The organism is Mobilicoccus sp., assembly GCF_032060985.1.
Classification (GTDB): Bacteria; Actinomycetota; Actinomycetes; order Actinomycetales; family Dermatophilaceae; genus Mobilicoccus.
Genome location: NZ_DAMBGD010000013.1, coordinates 50,245 through 65,112 on the forward strand (window position 1 = coordinate 50,245; position 14,868 = coordinate 65,112).

At 73.4% G+C, this 14,868-nt stretch carries 12 protein-coding genes; 7 read left to right on the forward strand and 5 right to left on the reverse strand.

Annotated features, from left to right (window positions below):
• Positions 1-51 precede the first annotated feature (51 nt).
• The 5 genes from RT054_RS11045 to RT054_RS11065 all read left to right on the forward strand — a co-directional run bounded on the left by RT054_RS11045 (position 52) and on the right by RT054_RS11065 (position 6,717).
• The gene (locus RT054_RS11045) at positions 52-804 is read left to right on the forward strand and encodes an ABC transporter ATP-binding protein (protein WP_312721888.1); all 753 of its coding nucleotides are present in this window, start codon (positions 52-54) and stop codon (positions 802-804) included.
• Positions 805-1,305: 501 nt separating this feature from the next.
• Complete coding sequence (locus RT054_RS11050) at positions 1,306-2,433, forward strand: DUF6297 family protein (protein ID WP_313023615.1); 1,128 nt, start codon at positions 1,306-1,308, stop codon at positions 2,431-2,433.
• Positions 2,434-2,781: 348 nt separating this feature from the next.
• Positions 2,782-4,920, forward strand: a complete 2,139-nt coding sequence (locus tag RT054_RS11055; protein WP_313023616.1) for a TPM domain-containing protein — start codon at positions 2,782-2,784, stop codon at positions 4,918-4,920.
• 155 nt (positions 4,921-5,075) lie between these two features.
• Positions 5,076-5,828 (forward strand): PspA/IM30 family protein, encoded by a 753-nt coding sequence (locus RT054_RS11060; RefSeq protein ID WP_312722705.1) that lies wholly within the window; start codon positions 5,076-5,078, stop codon positions 5,826-5,828.
• A 211-nt stretch (positions 5,829-6,039) separates the two neighbouring features.
• Entirely contained in the window at positions 6,040-6,717 is a 678-nt protein-coding gene (locus tag RT054_RS11065) for a GAF and ANTAR domain-containing protein (protein WP_312722707.1), read from the forward strand.
• 12 nt (positions 6,718-6,729) lie between these two features.
• Here RT054_RS11065 and RT054_RS11070 read toward each other — a convergent pair whose 3' ends face one another.
• Entirely contained in the window at positions 6,730-7,563 is an 834-nt protein-coding gene (locus RT054_RS11070; RefSeq protein ID WP_313023617.1) for an SGNH/GDSL hydrolase family protein, read from the reverse strand.
• A gap of 72 nt (positions 7,564-7,635) precedes the next feature.
• Between RT054_RS11070 and RT054_RS11075 the strand changes: the two genes are divergently transcribed.
• Positions 7,636-8,355 carry a class I SAM-dependent methyltransferase gene (locus RT054_RS11075; protein WP_313023619.1) on the forward strand — a complete coding sequence of 240 codons (720 nt, stop codon included), beginning with the start codon at positions 7,636-7,638 and terminating at the stop codon, positions 8,353-8,355.
• Positions 8,356-8,492: 137 nt separating this feature from the next.
• On the forward strand, positions 8,493-9,851 hold the full coding sequence (locus tag RT054_RS11080) for an SLC13 family permease (protein WP_313023620.1): 1,359 nt from the start codon (positions 8,493-8,495) through the stop codon (positions 9,849-9,851).
• Positions 9,852-9,956: 105 nt separating this feature from the next.
• Here the strand turns inward: RT054_RS11080 and RT054_RS11085 are convergent, their stop codons facing one another.
• From RT054_RS11085 to RT054_RS11100, 4 genes are all read right to left on the reverse strand, one after another.
• Positions 9,957-11,348, reverse strand: coding sequence for a dicarboxylate/amino acid:cation symporter (locus tag RT054_RS11085; RefSeq protein WP_313023622.1), 1,392 nt, complete (start codon positions 11,346-11,348; stop codon positions 9,957-9,959).
• A gap of 72 nt (positions 11,349-11,420) precedes the next feature.
• On the reverse strand, positions 11,421-12,464 hold the full coding sequence (locus RT054_RS11090) for a prenyltransferase (RefSeq protein ID WP_313023623.1): 1,044 nt from the start codon (positions 12,462-12,464) through the stop codon (positions 11,421-11,423).
• Complete coding sequence (locus RT054_RS11095; protein WP_313023624.1) at positions 12,461-13,171, reverse strand: class I SAM-dependent methyltransferase; 711 nt, start codon at positions 13,169-13,171, stop codon at positions 12,461-12,463. The genes RT054_RS11090 and RT054_RS11095 overlap by 4 nt, the downstream gene beginning before the upstream one ends.
• Positions 13,158-14,603, reverse strand: a complete 1,446-nt coding sequence (locus RT054_RS11100; protein ID WP_313023625.1) for a glycosyltransferase family 4 protein — start codon at positions 14,601-14,603, stop codon at positions 13,158-13,160. Before RT054_RS11100 ends, RT054_RS11095 begins: the two co-directional genes overlap by 14 nt.
• Positions 14,604-14,868: the final 265 nt, after the last annotated feature.

Below are 14,868 nucleotides of genomic sequence, written 5' to 3' on the forward strand. Positions count from 1 at the left end.
CGCCTGAGGCGACGGCGGCGACGGCACCGACGCGGCGCGTACCGTGACCGGGTGAGTTCCTCCCCGGTGCGGCTCGTGGTCCGCGGCCTCAGCAAGTCCTACGCCGGCCGGCGCATCCTCCACGACGTGGAACTGGAGGCGCGGGCCGGCGAGATCGTCGCCCTCGTCGGGGGGAACGGCGCGGGCAAGACGACTCTCCTGCGGTGCCTCGTCGGTACCGAGACCCCCGACGACGGCGAGGTCCTCCTCGACGGGAGGCCCTACGACGAACGCGATCCCGCGGTCCGCCGCCGGGTCGCGACCGTGCTGGACGACCTCGCCTGGTTCCCCGACCTCACCGCCTGGGAGCACCTCGACCTCCTCGCCCGCGCGCACGGCGACGACACGAACGACACGATCGTCGACGACGCCCTCACCGCGCTCCGCCTCGACCACGTCGGCGACCAGGTCCCCGGCACCCTCAGCTCCGGGCAACGCCGCCGCCTCGGCCTCGCGACCACGCTCGTGCGTCCGTTCGACCTCGTGGTCCTCGACGAACCCGAGCAACGCCTCGACGAGGCCGGTCGCGCGTGGCTCGCCGGCTACCTCGCCGAGGCCGCCGCCCGCGGCGCCACCGTCGTCATGGCGAGTCACGACGCGACGCTCGTGCAGGCATGCGGCGGACGCATCGTGCCGATCGAGGCGCCCGACGAGAACGCACCCCGCGATGACGCCGCGGGTGGTGCGGCCGGTGGCGACCGTCTGGGCCGACCGGACGCGGCGGCCGGCGAGGGCGTTCCGGGCCGCTCGGGCGCAGGATCGTGAGCCCCGCCGACGGCGCCGCGCCACCGCCCTCCCCCTCGCCCGCGTCGCCCACCACGCCGTCCGACGACCTGACTGAGCTCCCCGACCTGCGGGAACGCCGGGCGTGGACCCTCGACGCCCTCGATGCCCTCGCCGAGGCCCGGGGCAGCCACGCACGGGCGAGGGGCGACTCCCGCTTCGGCACGATCTACAGCATCGTCATCGGCGTCGTCATCGTGCTCGCGATGAGCGGCTCGCTCGTCGCGAAGGTGTTCGCCGTGGGGTGCCACGGGCCGGGCTGTGCGCAGACGCCGCAGGGTGCCGCGGCGGTCGTCGTCGCGTCGGCCGTCGCCCTCGCGGCCGGCGGCGGGCTCGCGCTCGCCGCCCGCGCGGTCGGCCCGATGGGCCTCTCCGGGGCGCGACGGTCGTGGTTCGGCGCCGCCCCCGGCGATCGGGCGCTCGCCGTCCGGGGTCCCCTCGCGGCGGTCACCGGCGTGAGCGCCTTCGTCGGCGGCCTCGCCGGTGCCCTGTCGATGGCCGCCCTCGGCTCGGGGCGGCCCGCCCCGCTCCTCCTGCTCGCCGGCACCCTCGCGGGACTCACGCTCGGGGCCGCGATCGTCGTCCTCGCCGCGCTCGCCCAGACCCCCCGAGTCGACGGGGGCAGGTCCGTGCGGCGCGCGGTGGTGGTCGGTCGGTGCGGGCTGTCTGATCACCCTCGGGGTCGCGGCCCTCGTCGCCGTCCTCGGGCCGTGGTCCGCGGTCCTCCTCGCCGCCCTGCCCGGCGTGGCGGGTGCGGGTACCGGCAGGCACGGCGACACCGTCGCGGGGACCCTCCTCGGCGTCGCCGCCGGCGCGGCCCTGCTCACCGTCGTCGGGTGGCTCGGAGTCCCCGCCCGGGCGCGACGACTGTCGATGACGGAACTGCAGCGCGGCGGGGACGCCGCCCAGGCGCTCACCTCCAGCCTGCTCATGCTCGAGGGCGGGGCGATCGCGGAGCTCGGAGCCGTGCGCACCCTCGCCAGGCGCGGACGCTTCGGTTCCCGGCGCCTGCGAGGCCACGGGCTCCGACCCGTCGTCGCCGCCGATCTGCGGCGCCTGCGACGGGCCCGCACCCCGGTGCTCGCGGCGGTCGCCGCCGTGCCGGTGCCGGTCGTCACCGGTGCGCTGTTCGGCCGGACCGCCGCACTGATCGTCACCGCGGTCCTCGCCGTCGTCCTCGCCGGCGGCGCGGCGAGCGGGCTGCGATGGTGGACACGTTCGAGCGCGCTGCACCGACTGCTCCCGGCCCGCGACCCCCTCGTCCGGGCCGCCTACCTCGTGGCCCCGGCGTTGGTGGCGAGCACATGGCTCGCGGTCGTCGGCGCCCTCCTCGGGCTGTCGGTGGCGACGACGGCGGCGCTCGTCATCGGCACGTGCGCCGGCGTGCTGCGCAGCGCCCCGCAGGGTTCCGCCGGACTGGCTGCCGGTGAGGTGGCGATGACGCCGATGGGGGCGATCCCGGTCGGACTCGTCCGGGTCCTGCTTCGCGGCCCCGACGTCACGCTCGCCGTCGTGTTCCTCGCCGTCGTCGGCGTCCCGGAATCGGCGCTCGCACTCGCGGTCGCCCTGCTGTTCGCCTTCCTCACCCGATCCGGCGACTCCCGCCCCTGAGGTCCGCACCGCCTCCCGGCCGCACTGGGCCGCGGTCCGCCGGGCGCGGCCGCGTCTGGCGCGTCGGGCCGTCGCCCGCACCCGGTCCGACCCGACGCGGGGGCCCGACGCGAGGGACCCGACCCCAGGTGGCCGGCTGACACGATGCGGGAGCCCCCGCTCGCGTCGGCTCACGCCCCCGCCGCCGACGGCGCAGATCGCGCGCCCGCGGCCGCGGTGACAACGGGCCGGTGCGGCCGGTGACCCTCCCGCTTCGTGCCGGTGGCCGGTGACGAGGCGTCCCGGCCGCCCCACCCGCTCCTCGGCGTCGGCGTTGCGTCCCCGGCCCGGGCCGGGGAGGATCGTGACGTGGGTAACGAACGAGGGGTCAGGACGCCATCTGCGACGGCTCGGCGTGTGGTCACGCGGGCGAGCGCCGTGGCGGGGCTGGGAGTCGCGCTCGCAGTCGGGGGGTTCGCCGGGGGTGCCTGGGCCGAGCCGCCCTCCGCGGTGCGGGGACCGATCGCCGACACCGCAGGGGTGCTGGGCGGCGACACCGGCAAGGTGCAACAGAGCATCGACGAGTTGAAGAGCGAGGACGGTCTCGATCTCCACGTCGTGTTCGTCAAGTCCTTCGACGGGCTCAGCCCCGACGCCTGGGCGAAGCAGGCCTTCGAGAAGTCCGGCTTCGGCGGCAACGACGTGTTGTATGCGATCGCCACGGAGGATCGTCTCTACAGTCCGTGGACGACGGAGGCCTCCGGCCTCACCCGGCGTGATCTCGACCGGGTCAACCGCGAGGACGTGGAACCCGCCCTGAGCCGGGCCGCGAACGGCCAGGGGTCGTGGGCCGACGCGGTGATCGCCGCGGCCGATGGGCTCGGGTCGGCCAAGGGTGGGGGCGGCAGCGGTGGCGGGGGCGGAGTGGGCACGACCGTCGCCGTCGGCGGTGGTGCGCTCGCGGTCGCCCTCGGTGGGGCGGCGCTGTTGGGGTCTCGACGCCGTCGCAAGCATGCGCAGGAGAACCAGGGGCAGGAGGGGCTGGCGGGCACCCCGCAGGATCGGAGGATCGGGCCGGTCATCGGCGGCCCGGGGGGACCGGCCGGCTCGGCGAGCCCGGCCGAGCTCGCCCAGCGGTCGGCGGCGGCACTCGTCGCGCTCGATGACGAGATCCGCTCCTCCGGTGAGGAGCTCGCGTTCGCCGAGGCCCAGTTCGGCACCCAGGCCACCGTGAGGTTCCGGGAGGCGCTCGAGAAGGCCAAGGCCGGATCGGTCGAGGCGTTCCGCATCCAGCACCAGATCGACGACGGTGAGATCGCCGAGCCGCAGCGCCCGGGCGCCTGGCAGCGCATCATCGACCTCGCGACCGAGGCCGACGAAGCCCTCGAGGAGCACGCCGAGGAGTTCCGGCAGATGCGCAATCTGCAGTCCAAGGTGCCGCAGATGCTCGGCGACCTCGAGACCCGCATCGGCGAGGTGACCTCACGAATCCCGGCCGCCACCCAGCAGCTCCAGGCTCTACGGGCGACGTACTCCGAGCAGGCCCTGCGTACCGTGCGCGCCAACGTCGACCACGCCGGCGCCCTCGTCAAGGCGGCGCGGGGCCTCATCTCCTCGGGGCGTGAGCACCTCTCCGACAACGACCGGCCCGCCGCGGTGGTGTCCGCCCGCGGGGCCGAGGACGCGCTGGGGCAGGCCACCTCCCTTCTCGACGCGGTGGACCGTGCCCACCTCGAGTTGCCGCGCGCGGCCGAGGAGCTCGACCGTCGGCTCGCCTCGATCAGCTCCGACGTCGCCGACGCGGAACGCCTCGGCGCCGACGACCAGTTCACCCGCGACGCGCTCGCCGCCGCGTCCACGGCCATCGAGCAGGGCCGCGCGGCGCGTTCCGGCGGCGACCCCCTCGGCGCGCTCGCCGCGCTCGACGCCGCGGAGAACGACCTCGACAACGCCCTCCAGCGCTACCGCGACGCCGAGGTGGCGGGCCGGCGCACCAGGGCCGACCTCGAGGAACGGTTCGACCGCGCCCGCGCCCGACTCATGTCCATCGACGAGACGATCCGCGTGCACCGCGGCGCGGTCGGCACCGACGCCCGCACGCGGATCTCCGAGGCCCTGCGGGTCTACAACGAGGCCACCGGTCTCGCCGCGAGCGACCCCGAGCGGGCGCTCTCGCTCCTCGCCCGGGCGCAGCAGCTGGGTGAGGAGGCTCTCCGGCTCGCCGACGAGGACCAGAACGGCTGGGGCGGTGGCGGCGGAGGTTCCTGGGGAGGGGGCCCCTGGGGCGGCGGCTATCGCGGACGGGGCCGCAGTGGCGGTATCGACCTCGGCTCCCTCGTCCTCGGCGGGATCCTCGCCGGCGGACTCGGCGGCGGTGGCCACGACAGCGGCTGGGGCGGTGGCGGCGGCTTCGGCGGCGGAGGTGGGGGCTTCGGCGGTGGAGGCGGTTTCGGCGGCGGTGGCGGCTTCGGTGGCGGGGGTGGTTTCGGCGGCGGCGGAGGATTCTGACCACCGCTGTTCCGCTGCAGCACCAGCACACCGTCGCGACCAGCCCGATGATCGCCACCGGCGCGACGAACACGACCGACACGACACGACCGACACGACGCCGACGACCGGGACGGCACGCACGACCAGACAGATCGACACGAACCACTCGACGCATGACGAAGGGACCCACCGTGGCTCAGAAGCAGACCATCCTCGGCCGAGTCGCCCAGCTCGCGAAGGCCAACATCAACTCGCTCCTCGACCGTGCCGAGGACCCCGAGAAGATGCTCGACCAGCTCGTGCGCGACTACACGAACTCCATCGCGGAGGCCGAGGAGGCCGTGGCGCAGACCATCGCCCAGGTCCGCATGATCGAGGCCGATCACCGCGAGGACGTCGACGCCGCCGCGGAGTGGGGCCGCAAGGCCGCCGCCGCGTCGCAGAAGGCCGAGCAGCTGCGCGGCTCCGGTGACACCGCGGGCGCGGACAAGTTCGACAACCTCGCCAAGATCGCGATCGGTCGGCAGATCCAGCACGAGAAGGAGGCCCGGGAGGCCGAGCCGGTCATCGCGCAGCAGAACGCGACCGTGGACCAGCTCAAGTCCGGTCTCACGCAGATGAAGACCAAGTTGGAGGACCTCAAGGGTCGCCGCTCCGCGCTCGTCGCCCGCTCTCGCACGGTCGAGGCGCAGAACAAGGTGCAGCAGGCGATGGGGTCGATCAACGTCCTCGACCCCACGAGTGAGCTCTCCCGCTTCGAGGACCGGATCAAGCAGCAGGAGGCCCTCGTCGCCGGTCGGCAGGAGGCGGCGGCGACCTCGATCGAGGATCAGTTCGCCGAGCTCGAGGACTACGGGCAGGATGCCGAGATCGAGGCCCGTCTCGCCTCCCTCAAGGTCCAGGATCGCCCCGCCCTCGGGAACTGAGTCCGCTCGCACGCACGGCGCCGACCCTGCCGAGTCCGGTGGGGTCGGCGCCGTCGTCCTCCGGGGACCCGGGACGCGATGTGACGCGTCTCGGCGGTGCGACTTCGCGTTTCGGGCGTTCTTCCCTACCCTCGCGTATCGTGAGACGCCCCGTGCCCGATTCGTGCTGCGACCTGGGCATGTCGGTTCCGGCGAATGGAGGAGACACGAGATGACCGAGGCGAATCGCCTCGCGGTCGAGTTCGCGGAACTCGCCGAGCGGCTGCAGGCGTCGGACTTCGACATGACCCTCGCGGAGGTACTCCGCGCAGCGATCGCCGCTGTCGACGCCGACCTCGGCGGCATCATGCTCGTGCGCAAGGGCCGGGTCGAGTCGGCCGCGGTGAGCTCCGAGACCGTCGTCCGCGCCGACGAACTCCAGCTCGAGGCGGGCGACGGCCCGTGCCTCGAGGCCATCGCCGAACGCGACCGGTTCATCATCGACGACACCGAGGTCGAGGACCGATGGCCGGTGTGGTGCGGGCGGGTCAAGGATCTCGGGGTCCGCAGCGTTCTCTCGGTCCGGTTGCAGACGGCCGCGGGCACCCTCGGTGCCCTCAATCTCTACGCGACGACGACCGAACGGTTCAGCGAGAACGACGCCGTCGTCGGCACGATCCTCGCCACCCACGCCTCCGTCGCCCTCGCGGCCGACAAGGAACGCGAGGAACTGCGTGGCGCGATCGACAGCCGCCACATGATCGGCATGGCACAGGGCATCCTCATGGAGCGCTTCAAGCTCGACCGCGATCAGGCCTTCTCGGTGTTGCGCCGATACTCCCAGGACCGCAACGTCAAGCTCCGCGAGGTCGCGGCGCAGCTCGTCGATTCGCGCGCGTTGCCGGAGTGAGCCGCCCGGTGTTCACGCCGACGGCCCGGTCGTGCGGGTGACGGGGTCGCCCTCACCCCACCACGGCAGCACCGCCACGTCGGCGATGAGCTCGCCCCACTGCCGGTAACCTCGCGCGGAGGGGTGGAAGCCGTCGTCGGCGAGGTCGGCACGGTCCTCCATCGCAGGGGTGCGGACGTGGACGATGTCGACGTGTTCATCCGCGAGGTGGGCGAGGACGTCGTCGAGGACGCGTCCGTGCAGCCCCATGACGGTGCGCAGGGGTTGGGGGAGGGCCGGGAAGTGCGCGAGCTGCGGCACCCCGGCGAGGACGACGAGGCCGCCGTCCCGCAGCCCGCCGCGAAGTGTGCGCACCAGCGACTCGACCTCGCGCCGCCAGCGCCGGGCGGACGTGAGTCCGAGGGTGTCGTTGACGCCGAGCACGACGACGGCGCAGTCGAATTCGCCGGAAGCGGCGGGGAGTCGGCGCTGCGGGGTCGCACGGAGTCGCGCCCCGTTGCGGCCGATGACCGACCACCGCACGCACTCCCCGGTCGTCTCGTGCCACCGCCGCGCGACGGCCGCGGCCAGCCCCTCCTCGTGGGTGTCGACCCCGACGCCCACGGCGGTCGACTCCCCGATGACGAGGAGGTCGAGCGCCCCGCCGACGTCGTCGCCGACGACCCCGTGCCGGGGCCCGCCCGCCTCGGGCAGTCGGGGTACGCGGGCGAGGGTGCGCGCACCCTGGACGGCGAGGATCGGCCCGAGCGAGAACGCGGCACCGCGGGGGAGCTCGGTGACGGCGGCGCCGGCGAGGCGTCGCACCCCCGCGCCTCGACCCCTCGGGTCGCCGATCGAGAGGATCATCGGTCGGACATGCATACCGCGAGCATGCCGTGTGCGTGAGGCACGCGCATCCGACCTCCGTAGGCTGCTCGCGTGACCGATGTCGACAGCGCCGCCCTCCCCTCCGACCAGACCGTCCTCATGCCGGCCGACCTGCGCCGCCTGGCCCACGAGGCGCGGGGGTTCATGCCGGTCGACGAGGGCGATCTGCTCTACGCCGAGGCCGTCGCCGCCGCCGACGCGGGGCCGCTGCTCGAGGTCGGCACGTGGTGCGGCAAGTCCGCCGTGTACCTCGGCGCGGCGGTGCGCCGCACCTGGGAGCTCGGTGCGCCCGACGCCGTCGCCTTCACAGTCGACCACCACCGCGGCAGTGAGGAGAACCAGCCGGGGTGGGAGTACCACGACCCGAGCCTCGTCGACGCGCACGCCGGCCGCATCGACACGCTCCCGTTCTTCCGGCGCACGATGGTCGACGCGGGGTTGGAGGACGAGGTCGTCGCCGTGATCGGCCGGGCTTTGCTCGTCGCGAGGTACTGGCGCACGCCGCTCGCGTTGCTGTTCATCGACGGCGGACACACCGACGAGCACGTGACGAACGACTACCTCGGTTTCGGCCGGTGGGTCGCCGCAGGCGGCACGCTCGTGTTCCACGACGTCTTCGAACACCCGGAGGACGGTGGTCAGGCGCCGTGGCGCTGCTACCGCCGCGCGGTCGAGTCCGGTCACTGGGAGGAGACCCGGCACCTGGGGTCGATGCGTGTGCTGCGCCGGGTCGTCGGTGGGGCCGGTGACCGGCTCGACACACCCGACTGACCCCGGCGCCGGACCGGCGGCGCCGGGTCGAATCCTGAAGCGGGACGGCGCCAACGCCCCGCGCCGAACCCCTCCTGGGTCACGATGGGCTCCGACGTCACCGCCGACGCCACTCGCCCACGGGAAACGGAGTCGACGTGATCGCGCTGCACACGACGATCGCCATCGTCGCGATCGTCCTCCTCATCGTCCGGGGCAGGGTCGACCCGATCATCGCCCTCGTCCTCGGCTGTCTCTACCTCGGCCTCGCGAGCGGGATCGGGTTCGAGAAGACCGTTGAGGCGATCACGAGCGGCTTCGGCGACATCATGGCGAAGATCGGTCTCCTCATCGGTTTCGGCGTGCTCATCGGCTCGTTGCTGCACGTCACAGGCACGTTCTCCCGGCTCGTCGGCCGGCTGCTCGACCTGGTGGGCACGAGACGGATCCCGTATGCGCTCGCCGTGGCGCTCTCGACGATCTTCCCCTCCATCTACGTCGATGTGCAGGTCGTGCTCGGTGCACCGGTCGCGCGATCCTCCGCCAGGCACATGGAGGGACACGGGCTCGCGCTCATGGCGGGGGCACTCGGGACCGGCATCTTCTGCGGCTACGTGTTCGTCGTTCCGGGTCTCTCCGCGGTGTCGATCGCCGGGCTCCTCAAGGTGCCGCTCGGGGAGTATCTCCTCTACGGCATCGTGCTCGGCCCGCTCACGGCGGTGGCGACGACGTGGGTCTTCTCCCGCATGCTGCGCATGGGCTGGTGGCGCCCCGAGACCGACGAGGAGACGAGCGAGTCCCTCCTCGACACCGACGAGAACGAGCCGGGAGGCGCCGAAGGCCTGCCCGAGGGGCACCACGTGCCGATGCTCGGCGTCGCGCTCCTGCCCATCTTCGTGCCCCTCGTCCTCATCGCGACGGGGGCGTTCGCGAACCTTGCCGGGATGGAGAACGAGGTCGTCTCGTTCCTCGGCGACGCGAACGTCGCGATGTTCCTCGGTCTTCTCATCGCGTACGTCCTCGCCCGCCGCGCCGGGGGTCTGGACCGTACGGGTGAGGCCTTCTCCGACGGCCTCCACACCGCGGGTGAGATCCTGCTCGTCACCGGTATCGGTGGGTCGCTCGGTGCCGTCATCAAGGCGACGGGTCTGGCCGACGTGCTCGCGGGCCTCTTCGGCGCCGATGCGGGGGCGCCCGTGCTCCTCAGCGTCCTGCTCGCCTGGTTCATCGCGGCCGTCCTTCACCTCGCGATCGGGTCGGTGTCGGTCGCGGCGATCACCGCGGCCGGGATCATCGCGCCGATCCTCGGCTCCGTCGACGTCGCCCCCATCGTCATGGGCCTCGCCATCGCCTCAGGGTCCCTGTTCGCGCTGCAGGTCAACAGCAACTTCTTCTGGATGTTCAAGGCCCTCCTCGGCCTCACGACCCAGGGCAGCCTCAAGACGATGACGACGGTGACCTCGATCGCGTCACTCGTCTCGCTGCCGATCGTGCTCGTCCTCGCGCTCGTGGTCTGACGCACCCGCGCTCCGACGCGCACCGCCCGTCAGCAGGGACACGACGAGGCCCCCCGCTCCCGTGGGAGCAAGGGCCTCGGGTGGGGTGCCCCGGACTTCGTGAGCTCAGAGGCGCGCGTGCTCCCGGGTCGTGCGTGCGGCAGTGGTGGACACGTCGGTGTCGTCGGTCTGCGTGACGGGGGTGGGGGTGCGGTCCTCGTCGAGGCTGACGGGCGGCGCGGCGAGGACGTCGCGGTCGAGCAGGCCCTCACGCGCTGCGACGAGCGTCGTCATCGCGGACTGACCGGCGACGTTGGTGGCGGTGCGCATCATGTCGACGATCGGGTCGATCGCGAGCAGCAGACCGGCGCCGGCGAGCGGGAGGCCCAGGGTGCTGAGGGTGAGGGTGAGCATGACGATCGCTCCGGTGAGACCGGCGGTCGCGGCCGAACCGACGACCGAGACGAACGCGATGAGCGCGTAGTCGAGGAACGACAGGTCGATGCCGAAGATCTGGGCGACGAAGATCGCGGCGAGCGCCGGATAGACCGCGGCACAGCCGTCCATCTTCGAGGTCGCCCCGAACGGGATGGCGAACGAGGCGTACTCAGGAGCGACGCCGATGCGTTCGGTCGTCACGCGCTGGGTGAGGGGCATCGTGCCCACGGAGCTGCGGGAGACGAACCCGAGCTGGATCGCGGGCCAGGCCCCGGCGTAGAAGCGGCGCGGGCTGACCTTGCCGAACACCGCGAGGAGCAGCGGGTAGACGACGAGCAGGACGATGGCGCAGCCGACGTAGACGTCGACCGTGAACGTCGCGAGCGGGCGCAGGAGGTCCCAGCCGTACCCGTCCACGGCGTGACCGATGAGGCCGAGCGTGCCGAGCGGCGCGAGACGGATGACCCACCACAGGGCCTTCTGGGTGACCTCGAGGACGGCCTCCGAGAGACGTACGACCGGCTCGGCCTTGGCGCCGACCTTGACGGCGGCGACGCCGACGACGAGCGCGAGGAAGACGATCTGGAGGACGTTGCCCTCGACGAACGCGCCGACCGGGTTGGTGGGGACGATGCCGGTGAGGAAGTCGGTCCAGGACCCCGTGCGTTCGGGGGCCTGCGCCGCTCCGAGGTCGAGGGTGACGCCGCGGCCCGGGTTCGTGGCGAGCCCGAGACCGATGCCGACGAGCACGGCGAGGAACCCGCTGACGGCGAACCACAGGAGGGTCTGCCCGACGAGGCGGGCGGCGTTCTCGACGTGGCGGAGGTTGGCGACGCTCACGACGATCGCGGTGAACACCAGCGGCGGCACCGCGAGTTTGAGCAACTGGACGAAGAGCGACCCGACGCCCTCGAGGGTGGCCGACAGCCACCCCACCTGGAACTCTCGCGCCGCCCAGCCGAGGGCGAGCCCGAGAACGAGGGCCAGGAGGATCTGCATCCCGAAGGACGGGCGAAGACCCCGGTGCCGGCGGCGCGTCGTGGACGCCCCCGCTTCCGTGGTCGATGAGGGCGAGGACATGGGAACTCCCTGCGGCGAGACGGTGGTTCGGGTCCGGGATCGCCGGACCACCGCCACAACCTACGCGTGGAGTTATGTATTCCCAAACATGCGGGCATGGTTCGAGGCTCCCACGAGCACGGCCCGATCCGCCAGCACCTGGGTGGCGAGGATGACGGCCGCCGCCGTCCACGTCGAGCGCTCGATGGGCCAGCGGGCGTCGTCGGGATACACGTACCCGGTCCAGTACGAGCCGTCCTCATCGCGCAGGTGCTGCATGTCGGCGACGAGGCGGGCCGCCTCCTCGCGGCGGTCGAGGGCGGTGAGGGCGAGGGCGAGTTCGCAGGTCTCGGCGCCGGTGACCCACGGGTGGTCGTCGACGCAGTGGATGCCGAGGCCGGGGACGACGAACTCCTCCCAGCGTGCCTCGATGCGGTCGTGGGCGGCCGGGCCGCGCAAGGCGCCGCCGAGCACGGGGTAGTACCACTCCATCGAGTACCGCGGCTTGGGGTCGAAGACCCTCGGGTCGTCCGGGCGTACGGCCACGACGGCGGCGATGCGGCCGGCCGCCCGGCGCCAGTCGGGGCGGGGGTCCCCGACGACGTCGCCGAGCACGGCGCCGCACCGGAGCGCGAGGTGCAGGCACGAGGTGCCCGCGAGCAGGCCGTGGGCGGCGGGGCCGTACTCCCCGGTGGCCCAGGCGACCGCCCCGCTCGGCAGCTGGAGCGCGACGACGGCGTCGAGCGCCGCCCGCACCATCGGCCACCACGCCTTGACGGCGTGCACCTCGCCGCGGGTGCGCCAGTGGTGCCAGATCCCCACGGCGACGTACCCGGTGAGGTTCGTGTCGAAGCCGGCGTCGACGACCCACGGGGTGCCGTCCTCGCCGAGGCGCCATTCGACCGGCCACGAGCCGTCGGCGCGTTGGGTGCGCGCGAGGAAGTCGTAGGCGGCGGCGGCCTCGTCGTCGAACCCCGTCGCGAGCAGCCCCATCGCGGCCTCGACGTGGTCCCAGGGGTCGACCTTGCCGGCGGTGTCGCCGGCGACGTCCCAGGGGATCGCCCCGCACGCGGCCTGGGTCGCGGCGATCGTCGCGCCCGTACGCCGGAGCTCGGACTCGCTCGGCAGGCGACTCATGCAGGTTTGCGGGCGTAGAGCACGACCGACTTGCCGAGGACCGGGTTGAGCAGGTGCTCCGCGGTCCGGGTGAGGGCGGGCTTCTTCATGAGGTCCCACACGAGCAGGCGGTGGTAGCCCTTGACCATCGGGTTCGCGTCGTCGTCGACGCCGACGGCGCACTTGAGCCACCAGTACGGCGCGTGCAACGCGTGCGCGTGGTCGCGCCCGGTGACCTCGAGCCCGGCCTGGGTGAGCTGACCGGCGAGCCCGTCGGCGCGGTAGATCCGCACGTGCCCACCCTCGACCTCGTGATAGGCGTCCGACAGGGCCCAGCAGAGGCGCTCGGGCCAGTACCGGGGCACGGTGACGGCGATCGTGCCGCCGGGCCGCAGGACACGCACGAGCTCGGTGATGGCGCGGGTGTCGTTCGGGATGTGCTCGAGCACCTCGGCGGCGACGACGCGGTCGAACGAGGCATCTGCGAACGGCAGGTGGAGGGCGTCGCCCTCGACGGCACGGGCCCCGTCGGCCGCGCCCTGACCCTCCTGCGCCATCGCACCGAACATCTCGGCGACGCCCGCGAGCTCGTCGGCGTCCTGGTCGAACGCGGTGACGTCGGCGCCCCGACGGTACATCTCGAAGGCGTGCCGGCCGGCGCCGCAGCCGAGGTCGAGCACGCGGTCGCCGGGGTGGAGGCCGAGGCGGTCGAAGTCAACGGTGAGCACGAGGGGCTCCTTGGGGTCGGGTGAGGCGCAGGGCCAGGGGGGTCGCGAGGGTCGCCACCGCGCCGAGGAGACCGACCCGGCGAGGCCCGGCCAGGGCGCCGGACGTCTCCACGGCGGGGGTCTGCCTGTCCGGCGTCTCCGAGGACGACGGGGTACGGGGTGGGCCCGCGTCGGGACGGGCGGACCGGAACGCGCCGATCGCCTCGTCGTAGACGGCGGCGGTGCGGGCGGCGACGGTGGGCCAGGAGTACTCGGTGAGCGCGCGCAGCCGACCGCCGCGCCCGAGGCGCGCGGCCAACTCCGGATCGTCAAGGACCCGGTCGAGAGCCGCGGCGAGGGCGTCCACGTCGCCCGGCGGCACGACGAGCGCGCCCGGCGCGGAACCCTCGACGTGGCCGACGACCTCTCCGATCGCCCCGGCGTCGCTGACGACGAGGGGGGTGCCGCAGGCCATGGCCTCGACCGTGGGCAGCGAGAAGCCCTCGTACCGGGAGGGGACGCAGGCGACCTCGGCGGAGGCGACGAGCGCGGCGAGTTCGGCGTCGGTGAGGCCGTTGCGGACGGTGACGACGTCGGCGAGCCCGAGTCGCTGCACGAGCTTCTCGGTGCGGCCGCCGGGGGTCGGACGGCTCACGAGGACGAGTTCGAGCGGCGCGTCGGGATGGGCGGCCCGGCGGCGTGCGAGGGCGCGCAGGAGCACGTCGACGCCCTTGAGCGGGACGTCGGCGCTCGCCATCGTCACGACCCGTCCCGGCACCCGCGGGCCGGCGTGGGCCTCGGGGGAGAACACGTCGGTCTCCACGCCGAGCGGGACGACGTCGATGCGCGCGGGGTCCACGCCGAAGTCCTCGGCGATGTCGCGGGCCGAGGAGGAGGACACCGTGAGGATGCGCCGTTGCGCGCGGGCCACGCGCTTCTGCATCGTGAGGAACGAGTACCAGCGGCGCAGCGTGAGCCGCCGCCACCCGGTCGCGCTCTCGAGGTCGGTGACCCGGTCGCGGGTGATCGGGTGGTGGGTCGTCGTGACGAGTGGGGTGTGCCGGGCGATGTCGAGCAGCCCGTACCCGAGGCACTGGTTGTCGTGGACGACGTCGAACCGCCCGGCGCGGCGGCGCATCTCGCGCGCGGCGCGGAGGGAGAACGTGAGCGGCTCCGGGAACGCCGCGGTGAGCATGCCCCCGACCTCCAGCACGTCGACGAGGTCACGGAACTCGCGCGGCCGCGGCATCCGGAACGGGTCGGGTTCGCGGTAGAGGTCGAGGCTCGGCACCTTCACCAACCCCACGCCCTCGTCGAGGTCGGGGTAGGGCTGACCGGAGAACACGGTCACCTCGTGCCCGGCCTGTGCCAGCGCCCGCGTGAGGTGCCGCACGTACACGCCCTGACCCCCGACGTGCGGCTTGCTGCGGTAGGAGAGCACTGCGACGCGCATCCGCCCTCCCCTCCAGACCTCGTCGTGTGTACCCGCCGGTAGGCGGCACGGCCAAGAGTACTGGTCAGCTCGGTGCACGTCCCAGGGAGAACGTCGTCGCCACCCGTGAGCGGCGATCCCCGACCCCCGGGCCATGGCGTTCTCGGCGCTGGTCACGCGTGTGGTGAGGCCACGGTGCACCGCCGAGGGGGCCGGACACCGCGTCTCCCGTCCTTGCACCACCCGCCGGAGGTGCCGCGCCGGAACTCGCGGTGCCTCCGACGTC